Origin of the sequence: Lentzea sp. NBC_00516, from assembly GCF_036346835.1 — a bacterium.
GTDB lineage: Bacteria > Actinomycetota > Actinomycetes > Mycobacteriales > Pseudonocardiaceae > Lentzea > Lentzea sokolovensis.
In genome coordinates, this window is sequence record NZ_CP107840.1 from 5,523,552 (window position 1) to 5,547,663 (window position 24,112).

Genomic DNA, 24,112 nt, shown 5'->3' on the forward strand with positions numbered 1-24,112 from the left:
GCGGCCACTTTCTTTCTTGATCTTAACCCCCGTTCGTGGAGCCAAACGTGGAGCCTAGGGGTCGTACGCTGGCTCCATGACCCCTCGGAAGACGCCCTCCAAGCCCCAGCAGCGGGGCGAGATCCTCCCGCTCCCCAGCGGCTCGCTGAAGGTGCGCGTCTACGCCGGGAGAGACGCCCTGACGGGCAAGAAGCACTTCCTCACGGAAACCGTCCCGCATACGCATCCCGAACTCGCGAAGGAAGCGGAGCGGGTACGTACACGGTTCCTCAACCAGGTAGACGAGCAACGCGGCCCGCGAACGAGCGCGACCGTGGACAAGCTGATGGACGACTACCTGGAGAAAATCAACGTCGACAAGAGCACGCGCCTCGGATACGAGTCGAAGATCCGAAACCACATCAAGCCCCTGATCGGGCATGTGAAGGTCGCGAAGCTGGACGCTCACACGATCGACTCGTTCTATGCGACGTTGCGCGCTTGCAGCGCTCACTGCGGCGGCAAGGGAAAGTTCATCGAGCATCGAACCAAACGAGACCATGCGTGCAACGAGAAGTGCAGGCCGCATAGCTGCGAAGGCCTAAGCGTCTCGACCATTCGGCAGATTCACTCGATCCTCGGTGGCGCGTTGAAGCGGGCCGTCAAGTGGGACTGGCTTCGGGTGAATCCGCTGGACCAGGCAGAGGCACCTCCGACGCCCACGCCCAACCCTCACCCGCCCGAGCCCGAGGAAGCGGCCGCCGCCCTCAACGAGGCGTTCCGCGATTTCACGTGGGGCGTGTTCGTCTGGCTCACGATGGTCACGGGTGCACGTCGCGGAGAGATGTGTGCGCTTCGATGGAGCCTCCTCGATCTGGACCGGGCAGTGCTTCAGATCAAGACGAGCATCGGCCAGGAAGGTAAGGAGACCTGGGAGAAGGACACCAAGACACATCAGCAACGCCGAATCGCGCTGGACCAGGAAACGGTGGCGTTGCTCCGCGCGTATCGACAGCGCTGCGAGGAAAGCGCGAAGGAGTTCGCCCAGACGATCGAGCGTGACGGCCGGATCTTCTCGAACTCGGTCGACCACAGCACCTACTGGAAGCCGGACACCGTGTCGCAGCGGTACTCCCGACTCTGCGACAAGCTGGACATTGACACCGATCTCCACTCACTGCGGCACTACTCGGCCACCGAACTCATCAGTGCGGGTGTGGACCCTCGAACCGTGGCCGGACGCCTAGGGCATGGTGGCGGCGGTGCCACGACGTTGAAGGTCTATTCAGCGTGGGTCTCGGAAGCGGACCAGCGCGCGGCCGGGAATCTTCGAGGCAGGATGCCGACCGTGCCCGTGACCATCGACGTGGACGGTTCAGCCACAACGACCGTGGAGCCTGAAATTCGCGGCCCCTACCAGCAGATCGCCGCCGACTTGCGCGGCGCGATCGTGTGCGGCGCGTTGAAGCCGGGCGACAACCTTCCGACCGTTGTCGAACTCTGTCAGCGCTACAACGTGGCGGCCGGAACCGCGAATCGCGCAGTAGCCGAACTGAAGGCCTCAGGGCTCGTCACAGCGAGCCGAGGAAAGCGCGCGGTCGTGGCTCCGCTAAGTGAGTCGAGCTTTGCGAACGTGGTCAGCCTGAAGAGCAAGCGTGCGGGTAAGTAAGGCGGCTACAGGTCCAACGCCTTCAGCACCGGCCGGTAGATGCGTTCGGCAGGGATGAGTCCGACCAAGCTGGACTTGTCCACCCACATGACGTCGGCGTTCTCGAAGTCATCCACGTTCTTCGCGACGCCGGCGACGTAGTCACACAGCACGTAGTCGCACAGGACCCGCGTGGCCGGATGCAGCCGCGTCCCCAGTCCCCCGCGCACGACGCAATGAACATCGGTCTCGCTGAGCGTCTCACGCACGGCGATCGTTTCCGGAGCAGCGCCCGGCTTGACCATTCCAGCCGGAAACTGCCACGAGGTCGTTCCAAGATCGTCTCCGCGGCGACGTACGACGAGGACTTCCGTCCCTCTCAACACCACCGCGATTGCGACCCGCAACGGGTGGCTGTCGGCTTGCCGGGCGGTTCGTTCGGGCGGCGAGAGCAGTTGAGAGATCGGTAGGTCAAAGATGCGTTCCAACAGCCGGGCGTTCGCCGGGCGCATCGACCCCAGCGGCGTTCCGTCCTTCCGCACGCCGGCGACCAACCGGAGAAGGTGCCGCACGCTGAGCGTGCCCGGCTCATCGTGGATGCGCGCGAACTCCATCGCGTGCTCCACGAATTCCTCGTAGGTCATCTTCAGACCGGTCTTGATCCGTTCTTCGAGCACCGTGCGCGCCGGTGTCTCCGTCAACGTCGTTCCGGTCATCCGAACCTCCTGCCACCGTGGCACCCAAACGGCGCGCATATGGCACCCGCGTGTCATGTTCAACCGCCTGGGTCAACGTCAGGCTTGATTTCAGTCTGGCACAGACCCGATCCAACCGGGTCATTCGAGTGCCTCGTTCACGCGGACAGAGGCGGGTGTTGACGGTGTGGAGCGAACTGGCCAAGGACGCGGGCGGAATCGCACTCTTCGTGCTCTGGCTCGTGCTGCCACTCGCATACGTGGTCGTGCTCGGACGTAGGTACGTCCGACTGGCCCGAGAGGCAGCACACGAGGCCGTGTGGGCGAATGACGAGATTCAGGCCGTCTTGGAGGACCTCCAAGACGACGAGGGGCCTGACGAAGGCGATCCGCCCACTGTGCCGACTGCGCGCACAGAAGCCACCTGGGAACTCCCCCGCGTCCAACCGCCCGAGCGCGCTGGAAAGCACCGGCTCGACCGTTCGGAGGTGCCGTCGTGCCTGAAGTGAATCCCCCGGTCCTTCTCGTTCGCCTCCGCAGTGGAGTGGTCGGAGAGACGCAGCGAACCTGTCACCTCGTTCCCGCGCCTCCAGACGACACGGTGCCCACTTCCCTGGCGGCTTACTGCGGTCTCGCGATTGAGCCCGGCACAGCGGAGCTGCTGAGTGCGCCAGAAGGGATGCCGTGCGTCGGCTGTCTGTTCCGCGCACCGCTTCCTGTCACTTCGACCGAGGAGAGCCAGTGATCGTTGAGCGTCACTTCCAACTCGCCTCACTGACCAACGACATGCTGGAGCGTGTCCAGCAGTACGCGAACCTTTCGCCCGACGAGGCTCTGTCCGTGCTCGTCAGGTACGGGTTCGTCGCGTACCGCATGACCGTGCTGCACCAGTTCGCATTGGACCCGCGCACCGGTTCGCTCCTCGATCTTCCGGAACAACCAGGCCACCAGCCCGAGTGAGGCTGGTGCGGGAGTCGACGCGGCGCGCGCAGCCGCGTCGACTTCCCTCATCACATCACCACGGAGTCAGTCGACAATGCCCAAGGACTTCAAGTCCAACCTTCAGAACCGCGCGGTCGCGCGTGCACTTGCCTTGTGGCGCAAGGAAAGTGGCTTGAGCCTGGCCGAGGTGACCAAGCGCGTGCACTGGTCATCGGCCAAGACGTCGATGCTGCAGAACGGCCTGGTCCCGATCACCGATGCCGACGTCATGGCGCTTGCCCTGGTCTATGAGATCGACGACGTGCGGCGGGGACCGGTGTTCTGGGGAGCGCAGCGGGCACGTGATCCCCGGATGTTCGACCTCGCGACCGGCGGTACGGCGTCATGTGTCCAGTGGACCTACTCCGAGGTAGAAGCCGAGGCGAACTACGTACGGACGGTGGCGCTGGACGTGTTGCCGCCGTTGGCCTGGACGCGCGAGTACTCGGCTGCGATCAGGGGTGTGCAGGTCGAAGCCATCTCCGAGCAGGGGCAACGCTTCTACCCCGACAAGCACCGCGAACAGATGATGGAGCAACTGAGCGACGGTCCGTCACTCCGGATGGATCTGGTTCTGGGCGAGGCGGCGTTGCGGCGTCCGGTCGGCGGTGCGCTGGTGATGGCGGACCAGTTGTTCCAACTCGCGTCGTTCGCTCAACTCGCCGGCGTGCGGGTGTTCCTCGTGCCGGACAGGGTTGGCGAGCTTGCGCCGATGGCCTCGTTCTCGGTGTTGTCGTTCCGAGAGGCGCAGTTTGACGACGTCGCGCACTTCGACTGCCCGCACGGCGGAATGTGGCTGGAGAACGAAGCTGAGCGACGGCCCTACGTGGACACGTTTGAGCGGCTGATGTTGGCAGCGCTCCCGGCCGCCGTGACGACGGGAGCGATCGTCAAGGCCGCACAGCACTTCAAAGACACCGCACACCGACCGGCCGTCGCCAAAGATTCGTGACTAGTTTCGTGACACGACCTGCTACGCTCGCCGTGCGTCACGAAACTAGTCACGAATTAGGTGGTGTGCCGTGAAGTGCATGGGATGCGGACAGCCGTTGGTGGCAAGGGCGAAGCGCGGGCGCCCGGCCCGCTATCACAACGCGGCATGTCGGCAGCGTGCTCGACGCGCCCGTGTCGCCACCCGTCACGGGGATGCCTTGGCGGCCGTGGCCGCTGTCGAGGCTGCCGCTGCCGAGGTACGTCACGCGGTACTGACAGACGGCAACGCGGACCAGATCACCCGTCAGCTCACGCGTGCCGCTGCCGAAGTCGCCCGGCTCGTGACACCTGCTGCCGAGGCAGCCGAACCGCCCGCACCCGCTGTCACGAAACCAGTCACGGAAGCGAAGCCTCGAACGAGCCGTTCCCCGCGATCGACGCGACCTGCTCCGCTGGACCTGGACACCGTTCGACTCGAACGCTCATCAGATCCGACACGGACAGGTTGGCGGGTCTTGGCAGGGAAGACAGGCGCGCCGGTCCTGGTGGGGTTCTTGGAACCGGTGCTGTCGGTGACAGGGCGGCGTAATAGCCGCTGGGACGCGCAGACCGCAAGCATGACTCGCGTGCACGGTGGACCGTGGCGCAACCGGATGGACGCCCTGGCGCGTCTGGTGGACGACTACCAGCGTGCCACGGCGCGGCCACTACGACCCACGATCACATAACCCCGTGTGTCGCAGGTTCGAATTCTGCCTGGGCCACCACCTTTCGCCGGGTGAAATCAAGCCCTGACCAGCGATAACACAGTCAGGGGCTTGATCTTTTTGGTCAGTCAGCATCAGCCAGAATCTGCCCCTGTTTGCCGCCATCTACGGACGGACCACGGACTGGATCCGTGCGACTTGAGGCGGCCCGTCTACCGAACGATGGTCAAGTACTCGGACCGCCACGCATGAGCCCCGCCAGCCAGCGTTGTCAGCTCGCGACTGAACCTTCTCTCGCGAAGTCTCAAACGCAAACCAGGCTCCGTCTTCGATGCCGCAGAGCTGGCGACGCGACACCAAGATGAGCCGCCGAAGGTGCCGCACGACCAAGTCGGAGGAGTCGGATAGAGTTCTGACCGCTCACGTCTCCCAAGAATTGCCTGTACGCACTGAACTAGGAGTAGCGTGCCCAGTCTTCTTCTGGATTCCGTGTTCGACCAGTTGGCCGAGAAGATCCAACTGACAGAAGACGACCGCATCCGATTCAGGTCGCGAGCAGACGACGTGCGAGAAGCATTGATCAAAACGAGACTCACTGACGAATGTTTCTTGATCGGCTCACTCAATCGAGGAACGGCTTTGCAGGACTTTTCTGACGTTGACCTGCTGGCGGTAGTCGATCCAATTTGTACTGACAACTCCCGCCCTGCAGATGTATTGCCCAGGCTCGCCAGCGCACTCACTCAACGTGGCGAGCCAGCGATCTACGGCAAGATCGCCGTTACCGTTACATACCCAGATAATCCATCGGTTGATGTGCTTCCAGCCAGATCGCTACAGGAAGACAACACCTTCCTGATTCCCGCATACGGCGATATTTGGCGCAGGTACAAACCTTCCGAACTTGATACGCTGGTCGAATCCACCACAGACGTACTCGGACCACGAGTCCGACGATTGATCCAGCTAATCAAGTATTGGAACAACAAAAATGCCGCAGGACTTATTTCCTCAGACCTCGAAGAGATCGCCTGCATCGTAGTGCTTAAGCATCACGAGATGCCATCCTACCTGAAGGCATTCGCCGAGATCTTTGAATTCTTGCTTGACTGGACCACGAACGCAAGTCGTGCCGTCAAAGCCATAGACCGAACTTTCCCCATCGAGCCCACCAAGAGGATTCGCAGCTCTATAACACAAAGCCTTTCACTGGTTTCAGAATATGAGAGACTTTCACCGGGCCGCGACCTCCTTAAGGAACTTTTCGGTGCCAACTCCGCCAACTAGCCCCGCATACTTGCATGCAGTCGCACACGAGCTGCATGACGACGCGTCCAAGCTCTACCTCAGAGGGCGATACTTGCAGGCCGCCGCTCTAGTTTTGGGTGTGCTCGCCGTCTTCGCTCCTAAATTGGGATACTTTGGCGCACTTGCCCTCCTTGGAATCCAAGGAGTTACCTGGTCATGTCGACAAAGCGCACAGAAGAAACAGGGAGTTGGCGACGAAATTAGACGACGCGGACTTCTCCTGGACGCTCTCGGGCCATTCGATCAGTCATACGACCTAACCGAATTGATGAGAAAGGCCGGCACCTCAGCTAGTGAGCGCGCACTCACCAAGACGAATTCCGGCTACTACGCCAGCGACGCTAAAGATGGCCTCGTTCGCCTTCGCGATCATCTTCGAGAAAATTCCTTCTGGAACCGTTGCCTCTATCTCGAAGCATCGAAGCGCGGCAAGAATATTCTATGGGCGATCGGGATCGCGTTCGCGCTCACACTGTTTCTAACGATTGCATTGGCTTCGTCACAGGATGCCGTGGTTACCGCCACGCGGGTATTCATACTTGCCTTGACGTTTCTGCTCGCGTACACCTTCGTCGTGGATGTACAGGCGTGGGCAAATGCATCGACTGCGATCGAAGCCTTGGAGCGGCAACTCGATGGCATCAAGAACCTCGGCGAGAACTCACTGCGAACCACTAATCTAGACCAGATGATGACCATTCTTTCCGAGTATGCCGTAGCTACGTCGAAGATTGCCCCGATCCCGCCAGTGATCTACCTAAAGCACCGCGACAACTTGAACAAACTTTGGAACGAAAGAGAGGCAAGACCCATAGCCCCACGACATGATTCGTAAATTCTATCTCCCACAAGGAATCTTCCTAGACGCCCAGCAGCTGCCCAATCCACTCATTTACGATTTCCTTATGCCGTCAATGCACTTCGGATAGACCTCCACCAAGACATCGAAGAACGCCGCCAGATGCGTACCTCGGTCAGCATTCCTACGACCGACATAGGTCACGGCCGTCGCCGGCCAGCAGCTCTCGACGAGCACCGTCAGGGGCACGCGAAGTTGCAGCTCCTGATGCTCGGCTGCCGCGACGGCTACGCCGCCTTGCCACTGCAACAGTGTGGCCAGGCGAGCCGTCTCCGCGGCCCCTAAACCAAATCGAACCAAAGGTGCCTTCCAGGGAAACGGCCAGCTCTACGAGTGGCGGATGCGCAAGATGACTATCCGCTTCAATTCTCGATGAGCACGCCAGCTGATGCAGGGTCAAACCCTTCCGGCCACAACGTTTCCGCGTCCACGCGAGCACCTTTGAAGTCTGCATGGTGCTCACCTTCAACCTGCAGTATCGCGTCAGCAAAATTTGCACCACGTAGATCGGCCTTGGCAAATCGCGCACCACACAGAAATGCACCCTCAAAATCAGCCATGAAAAGATCTGCGCCGTGGAAGTCAGTTCCAACCATCAAGGCTTGACTAAAGTGCGCTCCCGAGAAGTCTCCGCAGAAGTTCGCTCGCGAGCAGTTGGCTAAAAAGAACACTGCACCCTCGAAGCGTCCGCCAGATAGATTTGCCTCGCTAAGGTCTGCCCGCCGGAATGTCGCGCCATCGAAATTTCCAATCGCGAGTCGAGCGCCGGCGAGATTCGCCGAATCCAGATTGAGTAGACTCCTATGCTGGACGTCCAGCAGCTCCTCTAGATTAGATTCAAGACCTTCACGCAATCGACCGAGCACTGTGAGCGCAAGCTGGACTTCCACACTTGGAGCTCGCACCGGCTCTCCCCACCAACCTGTCGCTTCGCCGTGAGCCACTCTCTCAACAGCGTCATCAGCGCTTCCCTTTGGGAGCCACTTCGAGGAGTCAGCCCGTGATGATGAAGCGATAAAAGCAGACAAAATCTCCATTGTCAGGTCACGAAGCCGGGGATCCTCAGTGGCCAGAAGATCTAAAGACGCAACACCACCGAGGCGAGTTGTGACACTGTCACTTCCAAGTTGATCTACCGCACGAGTCAAGGTCTCACCCTGCTGCGCTTTTCGAGACGCTTCAAGCCCAGCAAAGCTTGTTTGACGTGTCAGATCCTGCTGCGCCCAGTTCGCTGCGAGCTGTTCTCGATTAACGCGAAGTTGCCTCGTAGTCAGAAAAATTCCGACCAGGAGCGCTAGCGCCCCGAACGCCTGTATAAGACTTGTTCGAACGTTATTTTCTGCACTGAGACGCTCCGCAGCGGACATGGAGCTACCAGCACTTGTTCTCGTTTGACCGTCATTGACGATGCGCTGCGGCGCCCACATAACCATCCAGAAAAGTGCGATGCCCCCCAGACAAAGAACTATTGCCATCATAATGTTTCGCGGCCAGCTACTCAGCGAGGGAGTTGCTGAACCTACACTTTTCGCCGGTTCGACAGTTGGCTGCTGATTCGCTACCGACCTATCCATGAACCGCCCTCTCCGTCTCTCACTCACGCGAGTATGACGGCGGTCCGCAGTGTCAGGTCAAGACTGGAACGAGCACCCTCACCCGACAACCCCAACACCGTGACCGCCGTGCGGGTCGAAGCGGACGGGTGACCGTCCACGGACCACAGACTCCTCACGGACTGGCGCTGCCAAGCGCTTCAACGGATGCAGGCAAACCCACAGGTCAGCGGGCATCAGCCGCCCGGCAGCCCACTTGCCTTCCTAAACCATGTGTCACAGGCTCCAACCCAGCCTAGGCACAACCTTCACCGGTGTCAGCAGGTCCTTCGCAACTGCGTTGCGCGTGATACTTAGGCGCTACGTCACCAACCAGGCCAAGGCGCGCATTGGACAAGCCCTCTACTTTGGCGTTGATCATCTCGCGTTGACCGTCGATGCATTTCGCAACGGATGATCGTGTGGTGACAGGTCCGGCCGTGTGCCGCGCCTGTGTCCAGATGGCGCGGCACACAGCCGTTTCCCGTGGTTGTGACGGGTCATCCGTCACGCGTCACACCCGTCACGGTGGCCCGTTTCCGCTGGTGAGTACCGGTTTGTCACCCGTCACAGGGCGTGTGACGGCTGACGGGTCCGCTGGGACGGGTTGTGACGGGTCAGCGATCATCGTCGATCACCTCCGCTTCGATCACTGCGGCGTCGCGGGCACGCTGGATCGCCGCGCGTATGTCGGCGACGGCGTAGCCGCGTACCTGCTTCACACCGTCCTGTGTGGGCACGCGGTCGCGGGTCGGGCTACAGCCGAACTCGGCCATGTCGAGTCCGAACCCCTTGGGCTCGACACCCAACGCGTCCACGAGTTCGGCCGTGGGTACGAAGTTCCGTCCGTCGTCGCTGCCGAGATCATCGGCGAGGTAGTCCACAACGGACGCCAGCGGTTCCGGTAGCTCGATCTCGTCCACGCGTTCGGCGGCAGCGGGTGCGGGTGCACCGCCACCGATGGCCTTCGCCACGGCTGCGTGGTCCAGCACTGGTTGCGATGCCTGCCCTGCCGCGTGTCCGGTGAGCGTTCCTTCCGTCTCCCGCAATGCTCGCCCGCGTTGGCAGATCTCCCTCCAGTCCTCGTTGGGCATGTAGAAGGTGCGCACGGTCAGCGCGAGCACGTCGGCACCCGCTTGGGTCTCTCCGTCCGGGCGCAGGATGCCCACGCCCTTGTGGGAGGGCAGGAGACGACTGGAGTCGTACCCGCGTGTGTTCATCTGCTCGCCGAGGATGATGTTGCTGTCGCGCCAGTCCATCACCCGCAACGCGAACCGCGACCCGAGTACCGCGCGGAGGCTGGACGGGATGGTCTTGCTGTCCGGCCGTTGCGTCGCGAGTACCAAGATCACACCGGCCGCCGGCGCCTTCTTCGCCAACCAGGTAAGAAGCTCGCCGATGTACTCACCAGCGGTGAGCTTCTTCCCTTGCACCTCAACGGGAGTACGGTCCTCCAGCGGGATCTGAACCTCGTCCACGATCAACGCTGTGATCGGCATGTCCAGCGTCCGATCACGCGACATGTCCGGAGTCACCTTCGACTCCGGGCATGTCAGGTCATCAAGGTCCTGCATCCTGCGGTAGCGGCCCTGGACATCGGCGACCAGTTCCACGAGCCAATCCAAGAACGCCAACACATGCTCACTGTCGTCGCCAGACATGAACCGGTGCGCGACCTGTTCGGCAGCCTTCCAATCCTTGCCGTTCTTGAAGTCCGCCACGTACAGCCGCGTGTGCGGGTCCAAGATCAAACCCGCGGCCGCCAATCGCTCGGCCATTGTCTTGCCCTGCCTAGGGATCGCACCGATGAGCACCGACGTCCACACCATCGGCAGGTCGATCCGGCGTCCACGAGCGTCGGTCCCGAACGGCACCGGCTGCCAAGCGTCCCACCGCTGCACCCTGAGCAACGGCGTCCGGATGGGCGGCGTGGCGTAGGGGTCCTCATCGGCTACCCACATGGCCACCCGTCCGGCATGCCCACCGTTGCCGCGCACTCGCTCCACGCTGAGTTGGATTTCGTCCACCGCGAGCGCAGACGCGAGGGCTTCCCGGTGCTTGACGACATCGGCAGCCTTGCGGGTGGCGGGTAGGTCGACGGTAACCGCCCACCCCTCGCCCCTCCGGGTGGCCCTGTCGACCAGGCGTAGCGTCTCGTCCTTCCCGATGAGCTTGGCGTCCCGGAACGCGTCGACGAGTACCTGAGGGTCCATCGTCCACGTCAGTGTGCGCGGACCGGCGAGCACGGCCTTACGTCCAGGGCTGCCGTCCTTGCGCCTCCCGAGGATCGCCAGCGCCACGGCGACCACGACGCCGGCGATCCAGAACACCCGGTGCCCGTGCACGAGATCGAGCACCGCGACCACGACCACCACGGCGGTCACCGTGGCCCCGGTGACCTTCCACCGGAACAACGTCAGTTCCCGAATGTCGGTGAACTTGTCGGCGAGCTTCTCCGACTGCTCGGCTGCCTCCCGGTAGTCCCGCACGGACACCCATGAACGCCACCATCGCACCGCGACCACCAGGCCGCGCACGACCGCGCCTATAAACCGGAACGGTGAACGCAGCACCGCCACCACGAGATCCTTCACGGCCTGCACCGCGTGAACGCGATCCTTCGCCCACAGCGGCACGCGCGGTGAACGCCGCCACCAGTTCACGACCCGGCGACGCCACGACGTCCGCTCGACCGGCGGGACGTCGTTCACGAACTCGCCTTCGAGCACTGCCCGCACGGGCAGGGAGGAGTCCACACCGACGACTTCCCGATCACGCTCACTCATCGCCGTCACCTCCCCGCACCTCAGCCGCGAGCGTGGCGGCGAGCCGAGACGACAGGCCACGCGAGCAACTGGTGACCTCACGGACCCACGCCGGACTCACCACCACACCAGGGGTCCACGCTTCGCGCGCGACCGTCAGGTAGTCCGAGAAGGACACTCGCCCTTTACTTCGTTTATTGTTTCCTTGCTTGGGTTTCGACGGTTCGTGAACGAACTTCGCGGGCAAGTCCGCGGTGACTGCTGTCGCGCGTGCGGACGCTTCTGTGAACGCCGCCGCAACCGCTTCGGTGAGCTTGTCCCGTAGATCCGTGACAGCCTCAGCGGCGACGAACACCACGAGCGGCGGCACAGAGTGCAGCACCACCCCGGACACCGAACCGGCCGCCCACGAGTGCCAGGTGTTCATGACGTAGGTGGCGGCGAGCGTGAACCACTTCGCCCGACGCGTCCACGAACCCGTGCGCACCCGGTAACGCGCGGTCACCTGCTCTGCCCGCAGGATCGCCAGCAGCACCAGCGACACGGTCGGGTCGAGCAGCCATGCCGCCAGCCACGGCAGCGACCACGCCGGCGTTCCCGCCGCCGCGAACGACTGCACGTTGGTCATCGTGAACCCGAGACCGAGCACGATCCCCGACCAGCACAACCGGTCCACCTGAGCGCGCACCCGCTCGACCCGCAGCGCGATCACGTCCGGATGCGTCGCATACGCGCGCAGTTCCGCCGCCTCCGCCGCATCAGCGGCCAACCTCTCGGCTGCCGGGGCGGCGGGTGGCCGCCCGAAGGCGGCCACCCCTTCCCGAACCCACTCCAGCGTCTTCATCGCCGCTCACCCCGGCCACGCGGACCTTCATGCCCGGTGATCGTGAGCGCCTTCGTCAGCGTGTACGCCGCGAACAACGCGGGCAGCCCCAGCACCACGAGCAACAACGTCGTGTCACCTGGGTGCGTGATCACCACCCACTGAACACCCACGATCGCCCCGGCCATCAGCAGCACCCGCCCGGTCAGCGAAAGCAACCGAGCACCAGCACGCGCCGCTCCAGCTGCCGCCTTCGCCCGCCGGGCACTGGCCCGCCAGACCGACAGCAGCACCACGACCACACCGATAGCCGCAAGGATCTGCGTCGGAGTCAGGTTGATCGTCATGACAACTCACCGCCTTCACGGCGAGCACGCCACACCCGGAACACCTCGCGGCGGTCGTCCTGCGACAGACCACCCCACACACCCACGGTGTCCTCACCGGCCGTACGCAACTCCAGTTCCAAGCACACCCCACGGACCGGGCAGTCTGCGCACAACCGCGCGGCGGCTTCGCGGTCGCTGATCTCCTCCGTCTCCCACGCAGGACCGTCCTCGTTGGCCCACAACCACATGCACGCACCGTCCCGCGTCACGATCTCCAACAGGACTTCGTCCGGCACCTTCGCGTAGCGGTCCAGTTCGGCCGCGATCACCTCGTAGTAGTTCTCCGGGTTCACCACGCACCCCCGGACTTCTTCTCGAACTCACGAGCCGCACGCCGCTCAGCGGCAATCCTCGCGGGGTCAACCAGGCCACCCGTTGCCGTCGCCTCGTCCAGCAGCCGCTCAAGTGCGACGGCGGGCACGACGTAGCGAGTACGCAACTGCACTGCTGGGAAGTCGCCTTCCCTGATCACTCGATAGAGGGTGGAAGGCGCAACCCGCAGAATCCGGGCGGCCTCTCGGACTGTGTAGAACGCCGGACGGTCGTTCTCGGTCTTCTCGTTCATTGGATTGGTTCCCTTTCGAACGCAAAGCTGGATAATTTCGACCAAAAGATCGGGATGATTTCATCCCATCCAGGTGCAAAGGGAGCCAAAACCGCGGCCACACCCCTCGTTACGAAGGCCGCGGAATTGCCTCCGCGCTACGCTCAGCAGCGAGGCGGAGCGCGGAGGAATACGTGGCGGACGATTGGGGCGCGGTCGCAAGAGCGATCAACCAGCGCATGACCGAACTCGGCATGAATCAGCGAGAACTCACGGAGCGCTCGCAAGTGTCGAAGGCAATCGTTGGAGAACTCCAGAACAACACCGTTCAGCGCCGGCGCAGCGACCGAACGCTTGAAGCCCTCTCCGTAGCGCTCGACTGGCACCCCAACCACCTGGGCGCAGTACTCGGCGGTCGCATCCCACCGCAGGTAGGCGAGCCTGTCGCACGTGACGACGACGTCCTCGGCCGACTGGCCGTGATCGAGCACCAGTTGCGCGAAATCACGGCTGCTCTCGGCGGAATCGACGCTCTCGCCGACCAGGTCCGCGAGATAGACAAGAACGTCAAGAACCTCACTGGGAACCTCGGAATCGACCGCAAACAACCCGGGCGGTGATGGATTCGAATGGCTGTTTCTCATGCCAATGAGTCAACGATGAAATCCGCGCACAGACCATGCACGTCCAGTGCAAAACCACTGCAAGTTCCATGCAACTCCACTGCACTTCGCCAGCGAGCGGCGGTGTAGACCGTGGATCGCGTGCACGACTGGACCGGCCGCACAGCGACCGCACTCCAGCGCGCACTACGCGAGTCCAACGAGACCTTCGCCGCCACACTCGGTCTCTCACCGCGCGCAGTCGCGAAGTGGCACGCAGAGCCGGACAGCCGGCCGCGCCACGAGACCCAGCAGCTCCTAGACCGCGTACTTGAGCGCGCGTCAGTCTCCGAGCGAGCGCGGTTCGCGGTAGAGCTTGAGCCTCAGCAACAGACCGAACGGTCACCGACGAGGCAGGACAGCGGTCACGTCCTACGAGTCGCGATTGCGGTTGTCGTGGACAACGGAAATGTCCTGATGGTCCAGCGAAGAGAAGACCACACCTCGACGTCGTGGCAGTTCCCCGCAGGAATGATCAAGCCTCGCGCCTCATCCGAGACAACGGCGATCCGCGAAACACTGTCTGAAACAGGCGTTCATTGCCGCGTGACACGACACCTCGGAAGCCGGTTGCATCCAATCACTCAGGTGTACTGTGAGTATCTTCTTTGCGAGTACTTGCACGGAGAGGCACAGAACGTGGACGTCGTCGAGAACGTCAGCGTGATTTGGACTCCCAGTGACCGACTCACCCGGTTTATCCCCGTAGAGACCATCTTTCCTCCGATACTGGATGCCCTGGAGGTACGGAACAGTGAGTGAACAGGCACCTGACGATCAGCGGCCGCCGATTGCAGCCGCCGTGGTTATTCAGGATGGCGCGGTACTACTCGTCAGGCGTCGAGTCAAGGAAGGCAGCCTTTCCTGGCAGTTCCCCGCTGGCGAAGTCGAGTCAGGTGAGTTGCCGGAGAGCGCAGCTGCCCGCGAAGCAAACGAGGAAACCGGGATCACTGTCACCAACGGCAAGAAGCTCGGCGAACGAGTCCACCCAAACACTGGCCGAAAAATGGTCTACATCGCGTTCGACTCCGCTAAGGGCGAGGCGAGCGTCGTAGACGACGAAGAACTGGACTCACTGGCCTGGGTTAAGCACAGCGAGCTAAAAGAGTACGTTCCCTACCCCTTCTTTGGCCCAGTTCAAGATCATTTGGATGCGGCCCTGCTGTCAAGCTGAGGTGATTAACACGAACGACCCTGGGCTTACACCGATAGCCCAGGGTCACCTCGCCTGCACTCCTATTAACAACAGTGCCTCTATCAACAAGGAGGAGAGGCCCCTTACCTCAATCTAGTCGGTATCCACAGGCGATCCACCAACAGCAGCATCACTAGGACGCACTCCGACCACCCGCTGAAAGCTATGCTCAAGGTCGATAAGTAGATCCTGACGCGCGGAGATAAAACCACGCACATCGTTGTTAGCGATTGCCCGAAGCGCGCTCGGATTCAACCCGTGCGATGCAATTACATCATCGCCAACATTTGAAAGCTCGCGGTCGATCCACCCTCGCAGACTACCGCGCTCACCCCCCGGTGGCCGGATCATGCGGTTAGCCGGATTTCCAAGCAGGTCCCGAGGAAGTTCATTGAAGACATAGCCAACCCCGTCTGGACCTTTCTCCGCGATTGGCCGCCATGGGTCGACGATGACGTCACCCTCAGGCCGCCGCGGCTCGATGCTGAGCATGACCAAAAGCAACGTGCGAGTACGCGCACTGCGCATGTCGAATGTAGATGGAAATGGTAGCGACATTGCACTCATGTCGAAGTTTTCCAGTCGCCTGCTCAGCTGATCCGCCGACTTGCGACGTATCTCGGTAATCAACGAGTTCACACGAGAAGGATTAGCGAAGCCAAACCACCCAGAAAATGACGATACCCAGAACCACCGTTTCAAGAATTCAAGCTGCCCCGCTGAAGGCTCGGGAAAATTTCCGAAGTATGCAGAAAGCACAGTCACTTGCATCGTATACGGAAGAAGTCGACTGGTCTTAACTCCCAAGGCCTTTAGGAATTCGACCGCTTTATCAAGACTTGCCGAGGTTTTGATGACTCCATTTTCAAGCTGAGTAAGTATCTCAGCACGCCTACTACTTGCGAGGCGTGTCCAGTCGGTCTTATAGATGTCCTCACCAATATTTGCGAGGATAGCTCGCAAGATCGTAGTTCGGTCCACATCGCCATAATCTTGTTCGCCAAGCTGGGCGGACATCTCATCAATCTTACTGGCGAGATCAAAGCCTTTCGTTTCGCCCGACTGTCGATATGTCAGTGCGCTGACCATCTGATCAGCCGACATAGCCTGACCTTTAGAGTTCAATCGCGCGAAGATCTCTACCGCTTGCGTCAGACCTGTTTGCCTGATGCGAATAACCGGAACCCGATAATGCTGGAAAGACCGAGCAAGCTGACTTACTTTGGCAATGTGCTCTTCAGCTAGCCGCGGGCGGCCGGCCAGAGCAGAACGAGTTGCGTCTGCAGCCTCAAAAAACTTCAGAGTGTCGAGCAATGCTGTTAGCGGGAACAGCCTCGACCTATCTTGGTCAGCACTGCCGTGCTGAAAGCGCCCCTGCTCCATGTCCCACGACAACTCCCATTGCAGCGGGTCAGGGCCATTTTCGGCGGAAAATTGTTCTTCACGCGAGACCAATGCGCCGGCCAACGTGGACAACCGCTGGTGTCCATCCAGAAGGTATCCCACCGAGCCTTCAGGTGCATGCGGAAAAGAAAAAGGACCGAGCCCATCCAGGGTAGCGATTTTCTCGTCCGTCTCCCACACCAAGAGACTTCCGATCGGATACTGGTTGTACACCGAATCTAGAAGATCGGTCATCTGATCCCGCCGCCAAACAAATGGGCGCTGAAATCTTGGAATTCGAAGGCGGCCTTCCTTGAGTTCTTGAAGCAACTCGTAAAGGAATACGACCTCCGGGCGCACCTCGACTACCGACGGTGGACGTGCACTAGAAGTAGTCATAGGTTACGCTCCAATTTTTCCATCAGATCATCAAGCTCACCAATTCCATCCCTGCCCCTAAGCTCACTGGCAGACATTGTGTGATAGAAATTGGCAAGGAAGTCCTGAATAAAATCTCCCACGCCCAACTCTAGCTTAAGATCACTTGGATAGATGGTGGACATATGCGCTTTATCAATGCCGGTCTTCAAAGGGTAATGGTCACGCGCAGGACCAGTTAAAGAGACGATCTGCTCTACGGCACCTCTTCGCTCTCTGCGCTGGTCAGAATATTTCAGTAAGGCGTCGTCTGGCACATAGTTCTCAATAGTTCGCTTCTGTAGTATATGAGAGGTTGCTCCGATCGCATCCGCAGCTTTTTCAACCTCTTTGGCACTGTCCGACACCTTGCCTGGCTCTTGCGCATCACTATCCGCCAACGCAACCACTCGGAGAGGCACGCTTTCGTGGGGCCTTGCAGCGATATATCTTTCTGCAAGCCTGCGAACTTCCTTTGGTATCTCCCCGATGCCGCCTGCCTGCGACACGGAGATCATGGCATTCTTTCCACTGAAGCGACGTGCGACGGCAGGACGCAACCGATCAGCAACAGCCTTCAGCCAACCACCGTCTGTTTGCGCGTTTTCCACAACCACTAGGGTGGGCAAGGAATAAAAAGTTGCCAGTTTCTCCGGATCGCAGTTGCCGCAATTGCTATGGCGAACCCAACTCTGGGAAGAGTTAACTAGGTTGCCGTATTCACGCGCAAGAAGGCTGCCATAAAGAGACCATACGTGCGGAGGGAGCAGTTTCTTCAAGTCGTTAGGAGAAGGATCCGCAATAGCGTGCCAGCGCCAGGCAATAGTAAGAAGAAACCGATGCAGGTGCACCTCATTCGCCGGGGCGAATAGCGGGCAGCTTTCCGACAACGCAATGATCATTCGCCGGTCCCGAGCGGGCCCATTGCAGCCAGTTTTGCTTGAACGATCGCTTGGGCTTCTTCGGCGTCCTCTTCAAAGACCCCAACAGGCCAGTTCGCCGCGATTCCCTGAGCGTCGATTTCAATCGGAACAGCATTGTGATCCTCATCGACGTAGCAGAAGGAGATCTGATCGGGATTAATTGCTCCTTCCGCAATGCGCCGACGGAGCCGAAGTATCAAATTCTCCGAGTGTGTTTCAACTACGATCTGAGAATGACCACTTGCCTCAATAAGTAGATCACCCAGCGCGCCATGCGCCGACGGGTGGAGGTGTTCCTCAGGCTCCTCCACTACAATAAGGCGCGCACGCCGTTCTAGCCGGGCAACTGCCAGAAGCAATGCCACCACTGGCAGTACAGACTGTGTACCGCGTCCACTCTCAGACAGGCTCACAGCGACATTTTCGTGGACTTCCACCAGGCGGAAAGCAAACGCTGCTAGATCAACGTCAATCACAAGACCATTCATATTGCTTTCGAACCAGGCCGCAACCTCGCTCATAAGACTGTTGTTCGTCGCCAATAGATATGGAACTTCGCCGAGTGTCCATGCGTTTGGCTCACGGGTTGCGTAAGTGGTCTCCACTTTAGCGCGAGCACTCGGAATATGGATTGTGTCGCGCACCAGCCTTTGCAGAAAGTCGCGCCGTTGCGTGATCGCAAATACTTCATCGCGCGTCAGACGGTCGCGGTTCATCGCTCGGATAGTTCCATCCGACGGCTTGCTCAGCTTGAACTCAACAGGCGGCTCATCATCAATGATCAGTCGCCGAGCCTGGACGTCATGCCGTTCAATTCCAGAAGAAACGTATTGCAACTCACGAGCGAGCGATCGTGCTGTTGGCTCTTCTCCTTCCGCTTGCTGCTCCCAGCGCATACGAAGAAAGATTCTTGGATGGGGCTGGTCACTGCTTGCTAGGTCAGCAAACGAAGAACCAAACCTTATATCATCAACAGAGAGAACATAGTTACTTCCTCTGCTAGCAAGGCTAGCGGCAGCAAACAGAGGGAGCCGGGCCAAGGTAGTCTTGCCACTATTGTTTTTCCCAAAAATGACTGTAAGAGGACGCAAGCTTAGTCGCGTGCGGGCACTAAAAGTTTTGTATCCTTCACATTCAACTTCAGTGAGCACTACGACAGCCCTTCAGCTCTGCGTCGACCTGTTGACCGCGACGGCACGACTTAGAATACTCGTGAACCTGGCCTGGTGGGTACACCACACCTACATCGGTACATGTACACAGCTCAACGGCGAGCGGAGCGTCACAGAGGTTGCGGACATCACCGCTAGTTTCCCCAGCTCGCTTCTTGGGCTGAGAAGCCCAAACCCTTAGGTGCTGATTGACTCATTCAAACACCACATCAGCGAGCCTCAGTCGAGCCGATTCCGCGTGTAGCAGTTCCGGCAAAGCCACCCCGCCGACTGCGTCACGAGTGCTTACAACATCTTCGATACTTCCTGACGGCAACTCAGCCAGAATCGCAATCGCACGGTTGGCCCAGAGTTTCGCCAAGTCGAATCGACGACATCCTTTCACATCATAATTTCGATACAGAATTGCAAGCGCGTAGGCAGTTTCGGCCGCTGCGCGTGGATTAGTCTTTTGCTCACATTCAAAAGCCGTTTTCAGCTCATCAAGCGACACGTGGCGGCTCGCGTCACCCATGACGACTCCTCAGTACGCGAACTTCTCAGCAAGCGTCTCGTACTCAAATCGCTCTGCAACCTGGAACCAAAGCTCGATCTCGTATTTTGCCTCCTCTGCATTGCCGGAAGCGTGGACTAGATTCATCACTGCTTTTCCACTGACTTCAGAGGATGACTTTGTCTGATGCGCAAAGTCCCCTCGCACGGTGCCCGGCGGAGCTTGGTCAGGGAATGTACCGCCGATAATCTTCCGAACCTTGGCAACCGCATCCACGCCTTCAAGAGCCAACGCAATGACGGGACCGCTCTGCATGAACTGGGCAGTCGTATTGAAGACGTCAGCTCCTGCACGCTCTTCGAGGTCAAAGTAGTGTTTCCGCGTGAACTCTGCGTCCAAGGTTTTCATTTTGACGCCCACAATCTTCAGTGCAGCATCCTCGAAGCGGGTGATTATGCGTCCGGCCAAGCCCCGCGCAACCGCGTCCGGCTTCAACAACACGAGAGTCCGCTCAACGCCAAGATCCTGCGAGTCAGACATATTTGTCCTTTCCCAGTCGGACTTGTGACCCAGACCATACCGACTGCTGAGCACAAGGGCAGCGCACCTCTGATCGCGACGTCACACTGCCGTTGAGTCCACGAGAGATGATCAACTTAAGGCCGCCGAGGGGACGTGCGGCGTGGAGCCAGTCGTGGAGCCAACAGCATGGGCACATGGCTCTGTGGAGACGACATGAACATGGCTCCACGCTAAAATCGCTGCTAGAGACTTCATAGCGTCACGATTGCATCACTTCTAATCCCGAGGTCGCAGGTTCGAATCCTGCCAGGGGCGCCTCACAGCCACCTCTGACGCCGCAAGGTCGTCGAGGTGGTTTTTCTTTGCCCGGACATGGGCTTGCGACACGCCCAAGCCCATGCGGCACCTCCCGGTCAGCCACCACAAGTGCTTGATAGGCTCCCGCAACTCAACATCGTCATGTTCCGATTGCCATGTTGCATTTGGAACAGGGCACTCCGGAGGGGCCTGGTGCGGCGAAAACGCAAGATCTTCATCCTCTGGGTGCGCGGCGACCTCAGCAGGGTGGTCGTGCCCGTCCTCGATCTCGAGCTCAGGCGGCACAAGCTCGATGTCGAGATGGATCGCGTCCTGAAGACGTCCAACCGCGCGAGCCTGGCTCAGTGGATGGCGAACAACATCGAGAACCTCGTGGTGATCTGCGTTGTGACGCCCGAGCTCGCCGCGTTGTTCAACTGCGACGAGGACGCGCCGCCGCAGGAGCACAAGGGCGGGCAGTGGGAGATCCGCATGTTGATCCAGCGGCTCTACGAACACGGCATGGGTGACGGATGCCCCGTGATCCCCGTGCTCCCGCCCGGTGTCGACGCCGAGGACGGCCCCATGATCCTGCGCGGTTTGGAGAACACGCGCTTCGACCACGTCACCGGCGAAGGCATCGACACCATCGTGAAGCGGGTGCACAACGCCTACGACCACTCGGAGGGGGTCGTGCTCGGACGGTTGCCGGCGGAGGACAAGACACAGGTCCCCACCCAGCCGTGGGACGGCCTCACCGAGAAACTTCGGCACGTCGACCCCTGCCACCCGCACGCGTACGAGATCGGCATGGCCTGGGTCAGGCGGGCTCTCAAGAAAGGCGTGTCGCACTCGAGCGACCTGCTGCCGGTGTTCAAGAGGATCAGGCTGGCTGCCTTCCGCGTCGACGACCTCGTGCTGCTGGAACAGATCACGGACATCTGTCTGAAGGCGGTGGAGCAGCTCGACCTCGACGACGAGAGCAGGGTGGAGAAGTGCACCTACCTGCTCAACAAGGCGTTTGTGTTGTGCTGCAACCACAAGCTGTCCATGGCACAAGTGGTCGCCGAGCAGGCGTACGGACTGGCGTGCGCCGCCAGAGACGCCGCGTCGATCGCGAGGGCCAAGCGCTGCCTCGCGTTCATTCACGTCCGCCTCGCCGGGTTCAGGTCCGGCGAGGCGCGTGCCGAGGAGGTGGCACGAGCGCGCGTGTTCGCGGTGTCGGCGATGAACCAGTTCCAGTCCGTCGACTCCGAGGACAAGCACCTGGCTGCCCTCGCGATGGCGGAGGTCCACTTCACGGAGTACCGGTACGAGCGCAACAAGCGGTCGCTGGACGAAGCCGCCCGGTTCAGCGCCGAGGCGGCCAAAGGCTTCTCCGACCAGAAGTTCCACTGGTACGACGAGGCGAGGCTGCTGCAGTCCGCGGTCGCCTTCGAGCAGGGCGGGACCGCCGGCGCGACCAAGCTCCTCGACGAGACGCTGCTGGACCTCAGGGCGCGCGCCGAGAGGGCGGAGGCGTGCACCGAGTTGCTCGCCAACGGACATCTGCTCCGCGCCCGGTTCTGGGTGCCACGCCGTCGTGGTGACGCGCAGGTCGAAATCGGCGCCGCACGGGCCATCTTCGACAAGCTGAACCGGCGGCGGATGGTGGCCGAGTGCGACTGGCTGTCTTTCACGTGCGACCGGAAGCGCTATCGCTTCGGGGCCTACGACATCAGAGCACTGGAACGGAACTGCCCGAACCCGGTCCGGCGGCTGAAGGTGGCGCGACGCGGTCGTACGTGGTCGGTCATCGGGGGTCTGCTGTGGGGCCGGATCGATGACAAGTACTGGAAGCGCGCGATCCAGGAGACGCCGGACGACGACAACGACGAGTGCTAGCCGCCCAGCGCCGCGTCACAGCGCTGGGCCTCAACGGTTCGATGCTGGCTGCTGAACAGGTCACGAGCCCGGCGGAGAACCTCGGCGGCGCCGGCGTCCCCGCGCGACGCCAGCACGAGGCCCAGGCGCTCGGTCACCTCGGCCTCGAAGAAGCGGTCCTCCTGCTCGGCGGCCAGTCGCACGGCCTCGGAGAAATGGGCGACGGCCTGATCGAACGCGCCCGTGCGCCGGGACAGCACACCCAGGTTGTCCAGCGCGACGACGCGGCCGCTGCGGTTGCCGAGTTTCTCGCTGAGGGCAAGGGATTCGGCGCAGCTGCGGATGGCGGCCTCGTCGTCGCCCAACTCGCCTTGAGCCCGGCCAAGGGCGTTCAAGGCGTGCGATTCGCCTATGGCGTTCCGTGCTTCACGATAGCGGCGCAGGGCTTCAGAGGAGTGACGCAGGGCGGCCGCGTGGTCGCCGGAGCGGGCGGCGAGCCTGGCGAGGTCGTGGTGCACGTGGCCCAGCTCCGCGTCGTCGCCGTCCTCGCCGATCGACGCGAGCGAGCGGCGCAGGCATTGGGAGGCCTCGTCGAAGTCGCCGACCCTGGTGTACGCGCGGCCGAGCTGTCGCAGGGCGATGGCGGTCCACACGGTGTCGTCGAGGGCCACGGCGGCGATGACGCCCACGCGGGAGGTCTCGACGTTCTCGGCCAGCCGCCCGCTGCGGTAGTGGTAGGTGTCCAGCGAACGGGCCAGGTGCCACGCCTGCTCGTGCCAGCTGCCGTGCACGGCTTCGTCCAGCGCGGCGCGTAGTTCCCGGTACTCCACGCCCAGCCACCGGACCGCGTCGTCCTCGCCGTCGAACGTCAGGGGGTCGCTGCCTTCCGCGGGCGCGGACAGCAGTACCGCGGAACGGTTCGGGTAGAGCATGCGGTCGGCCGCTCGGGCGGTGTGGGTGTAGAAGTCGACCAGCCTGCGCGTCGCGTTCATGATGTCCCCCGACTCATCTGTGGCCACACACATCTGCCGCGCGAACGAGCGAACGAGCGGATGCATGTGGAATCTGTGCCGACTGCGCTGGGTGAGGAGGTTCCTCGACGTCAGCCTGCGCAGGTGCCGGGTCGCCGCGACGCCGCGCACGGCCAGGAGGCTCGCCACCGATGCCGCTGTCAGCTCGGTCGCGGGCGAGGTGCCCAACACCCGCAGAACGCGTGCATCTGCTTCTGACAACGACGTGTACGCCCACGTGAACACCGCGCGCAGCCGGTTGTCCCCATCAGCGGAGTCGAATACATCGAGTTCGTCGTCGGCGTCGTCGAACTCGGCGGCGAGGCTCGGCAGGTCCTGCTCCTCGGCGGCGCGTGCGGCCACGATCGCCAGAGCCAGAGGCAGGCCCGCGCAGCGGTCGACCAGCACCTCCACTGACTCGCGCTCGGCTACTTCGCCGAGATAGGCCCGGAGCAGCCGCGCGGCTTCCGCTTCGGCCAGCTCGCCGAGGTGGAGCGCCGAAACACCGTTCATGTCCGGCCCTGTCAACCGGGCGCGGCTCGTGACCACCAGAGCGCTGGTGCCGGTTCCGGGTATGAACGGCAGCACCTGTCCAGCATTCGCGACGTTCTCCAGCACGACGAGCACGGAGCGCTGTGCCAGGACGCTGCGGTATGCCGCCGATGCGGTTCCCACTTCCTGAGGCAGGGCAGCCGGCTCCATACCCAGTGCGCGGAGGAAACCGTGCAGCACCGCCAACGCAGGCGCGCCGGGTTCCCCGCCCAGATCGGCGAACAACTGGCCGCCGGGAAACTCGCTCGCATGATCGTGTGCCCACCGCAGCACGAGACTGGACTTCCCCATCCCGGCCGCGCCCTCGATCACCATCACCGGCACCTCGGCGCGAGCCCGCATCCTGACGAGTGACTCAGTTAGAAGTCCCAGCTCCGGATCACGGCCGACAAGCACACGA

At 61.5% G+C, this 24,112-nt stretch carries 23 protein-coding genes; 10 read left to right on the forward strand and 13 right to left on the reverse strand.

What is annotated here, in order from left to right; all coding sequences use genetic code 11:
- The first annotated feature begins 76 nt into the window (after positions 1-76).
- Positions 77-1,648 (forward strand): tyrosine-type recombinase/integrase, encoded by a 1,572-nt coding sequence (locus OG205_RS24405; protein WP_330270406.1) that lies wholly within the window; start codon positions 77-79, stop codon positions 1,646-1,648.
- A 5-nt stretch (positions 1,649-1,653) separates the two neighbouring features.
- On the opposite strand, the gene OG205_RS24410 is transcribed toward OG205_RS24405, so the two are convergent.
- Positions 1,654-2,343 (reverse strand): NUDIX hydrolase, encoded by a 690-nt coding sequence (locus tag OG205_RS24410; RefSeq protein ID WP_330270407.1) that lies wholly within the window; start codon positions 2,341-2,343, stop codon positions 1,654-1,656.
- Between the two features lie 164 nt (positions 2,344-2,507).
- Here OG205_RS24410 and OG205_RS24415 point away from each other — a divergent pair, with 164 nt between their 5' ends.
- From OG205_RS24415 to OG205_RS24435, 5 genes are all read left to right on the forward strand, one after another.
- Entirely contained in the window at positions 2,508-2,831 is a 324-nt protein-coding gene (locus tag OG205_RS24415) for a hypothetical protein (protein ID WP_330270408.1), read from the forward strand.
- A gap of 232 nt (positions 2,832-3,063) precedes the next feature.
- Complete coding sequence (locus tag OG205_RS24420) at positions 3,064-3,282, forward strand: hypothetical protein (protein ID WP_330270409.1); 219 nt, start codon at positions 3,064-3,066, stop codon at positions 3,280-3,282.
- A gap of 76 nt (positions 3,283-3,358) precedes the next feature.
- On the forward strand, positions 3,359-4,255 hold the full coding sequence (locus OG205_RS24425) for a helix-turn-helix domain-containing protein (protein WP_330270410.1): 897 nt from the start codon (positions 3,359-3,361) through the stop codon (positions 4,253-4,255).
- Between the two features lie 1,177 nt (positions 4,256-5,432).
- Positions 5,433-6,230: an SMODS domain-containing nucleotidyltransferase gene (locus OG205_RS24430; RefSeq protein WP_330270411.1), complete on the forward strand. Its 798-nt coding sequence runs from the start codon at positions 5,433-5,435 to the stop codon at positions 6,228-6,230.
- Positions 6,231-6,330: 100 nt separating this feature from the next.
- Positions 6,331-7,086, forward strand: coding sequence for a hypothetical protein (locus tag OG205_RS24435; protein WP_330270412.1), 756 nt, complete (start codon positions 6,331-6,333; stop codon positions 7,084-7,086).
- 386 nt (positions 7,087-7,472) lie between these two features.
- Here the strand turns inward: OG205_RS24435 and OG205_RS24440 are convergent, their stop codons facing one another.
- From OG205_RS24440 to OG205_RS24465, 6 genes are all read right to left on the reverse strand, one after another.
- Positions 7,473-8,477, reverse strand: a complete 1,005-nt coding sequence (locus OG205_RS24440) for a pentapeptide repeat-containing protein (protein WP_330270413.1) — start codon at positions 8,475-8,477, stop codon at positions 7,473-7,475.
- Between the two features lie 842 nt (positions 8,478-9,319).
- Positions 9,320-11,488, reverse strand: coding sequence for an FtsK/SpoIIIE domain-containing protein (locus tag OG205_RS24445; RefSeq protein ID WP_330270414.1), 2,169 nt, complete (start codon positions 11,486-11,488; stop codon positions 9,320-9,322).
- Positions 11,481-12,311, reverse strand: coding sequence for a hypothetical protein (locus OG205_RS24450; RefSeq protein WP_330270415.1), 831 nt, complete (start codon positions 12,309-12,311; stop codon positions 11,481-11,483). The genes OG205_RS24445 and OG205_RS24450 overlap by 8 nt, the downstream gene beginning before the upstream one ends.
- Entirely contained in the window at positions 12,308-12,637 is a 330-nt protein-coding gene (locus OG205_RS24455) for a hypothetical protein (RefSeq protein ID WP_330270416.1), read from the reverse strand. The genes OG205_RS24450 and OG205_RS24455 overlap by 4 nt, the downstream gene beginning before the upstream one ends.
- Positions 12,634-12,975, reverse strand: coding sequence for a WhiB family transcriptional regulator (locus OG205_RS24460; protein ID WP_330270417.1), 342 nt, complete (start codon positions 12,973-12,975; stop codon positions 12,634-12,636). The genes OG205_RS24455 and OG205_RS24460 overlap by 4 nt, the downstream gene beginning before the upstream one ends.
- The gene (locus OG205_RS24465; protein ID WP_330270418.1) at positions 12,969-13,244 is read right to left on the reverse strand and encodes a helix-turn-helix domain-containing protein; all 276 of its coding nucleotides are present in this window, start codon (positions 13,242-13,244) and stop codon (positions 12,969-12,971) included. Before OG205_RS24465 ends, OG205_RS24460 begins: the two co-directional genes overlap by 7 nt.
- Positions 13,245-13,417: 173 nt before the next feature.
- Between OG205_RS24465 and OG205_RS24470 the strand changes: the two genes are divergently transcribed.
- From OG205_RS24470 to OG205_RS24480, 3 genes are all read left to right on the forward strand, one after another.
- Positions 13,418-13,843: a helix-turn-helix domain-containing protein gene (locus tag OG205_RS24470; protein WP_330270419.1), complete on the forward strand. Its 426-nt coding sequence runs from the start codon at positions 13,418-13,420 to the stop codon at positions 13,841-13,843.
- Positions 13,844-13,987: 144 nt separating this feature from the next.
- Complete coding sequence (locus OG205_RS24475) at positions 13,988-14,647, forward strand: NUDIX hydrolase (RefSeq protein WP_330270420.1); 660 nt, start codon at positions 13,988-13,990, stop codon at positions 14,645-14,647.
- A complete protein-coding gene (locus OG205_RS24480; RefSeq protein WP_330270421.1) occupies positions 14,640-15,059 on the forward strand; it encodes an NUDIX hydrolase in 420 nt (139 codons plus the stop codon). Before OG205_RS24475 ends, OG205_RS24480 begins: the two co-directional genes overlap by 8 nt.
- A 114-nt stretch (positions 15,060-15,173) precedes the next feature.
- Here the strand turns inward: OG205_RS24480 and OG205_RS24485 are convergent, their stop codons facing one another.
- The 5 genes from OG205_RS24485 to OG205_RS24505 all read right to left on the reverse strand — a co-directional run bounded on the left by OG205_RS24485 (position 15,174) and on the right by OG205_RS24505 (position 20,008).
- On the reverse strand, positions 15,174-16,823 hold the full coding sequence (locus OG205_RS24485) for a DUF262 domain-containing protein (protein WP_330270422.1): 1,650 nt from the start codon (positions 16,821-16,823) through the stop codon (positions 15,174-15,176).
- Positions 16,824-16,858: 35 nt separating this feature from the next.
- Positions 16,859-17,782, reverse strand: coding sequence for a hypothetical protein (locus OG205_RS24490; protein ID WP_330270423.1), 924 nt, complete (start codon positions 17,780-17,782; stop codon positions 16,859-16,861).
- Positions 17,779-18,954 (reverse strand): AAA family ATPase, encoded by a 1,176-nt coding sequence (locus OG205_RS24495; protein WP_330270424.1) that lies wholly within the window; start codon positions 18,952-18,954, stop codon positions 17,779-17,781. Before OG205_RS24495 ends, OG205_RS24490 begins: the two co-directional genes overlap by 4 nt.
- A 214-nt stretch (positions 18,955-19,168) precedes the next feature.
- The gene (locus tag OG205_RS24500) at positions 19,169-19,489 is read right to left on the reverse strand and encodes a hypothetical protein (protein WP_330270425.1); all 321 of its coding nucleotides are present in this window, start codon (positions 19,487-19,489) and stop codon (positions 19,169-19,171) included.
- A 9-nt stretch (positions 19,490-19,498) separates the two neighbouring features.
- Positions 19,499-20,008 carry a nucleoside-diphosphate kinase gene (locus OG205_RS24505; protein WP_330270426.1) on the reverse strand — a complete coding sequence of 170 codons (510 nt, stop codon included), beginning with the start codon at positions 20,006-20,008 and terminating at the stop codon, positions 19,499-19,501.
- A gap of 492 nt (positions 20,009-20,500) precedes the next feature.
- Here OG205_RS24505 and OG205_RS24510 point away from each other — a divergent pair, with 492 nt between their 5' ends.
- Complete coding sequence (locus OG205_RS24510; RefSeq protein ID WP_330270427.1) at positions 20,501-22,171, forward strand: hypothetical protein; 1,671 nt, start codon at positions 20,501-20,503, stop codon at positions 22,169-22,171.
- Here the strand turns inward: OG205_RS24510 and OG205_RS24515 are convergent.
- Positions 22,168-24,054, reverse strand: a complete 1,887-nt coding sequence (locus tag OG205_RS24515) for a tetratricopeptide repeat protein (RefSeq protein ID WP_330270428.1) — start codon at positions 24,052-24,054, stop codon at positions 22,168-22,170. The two genes, OG205_RS24510 and OG205_RS24515, sit on opposite strands and share 4 nt — an antisense overlap.
- Between the last annotated feature and the right edge of the window lie 58 nt (positions 24,055-24,112).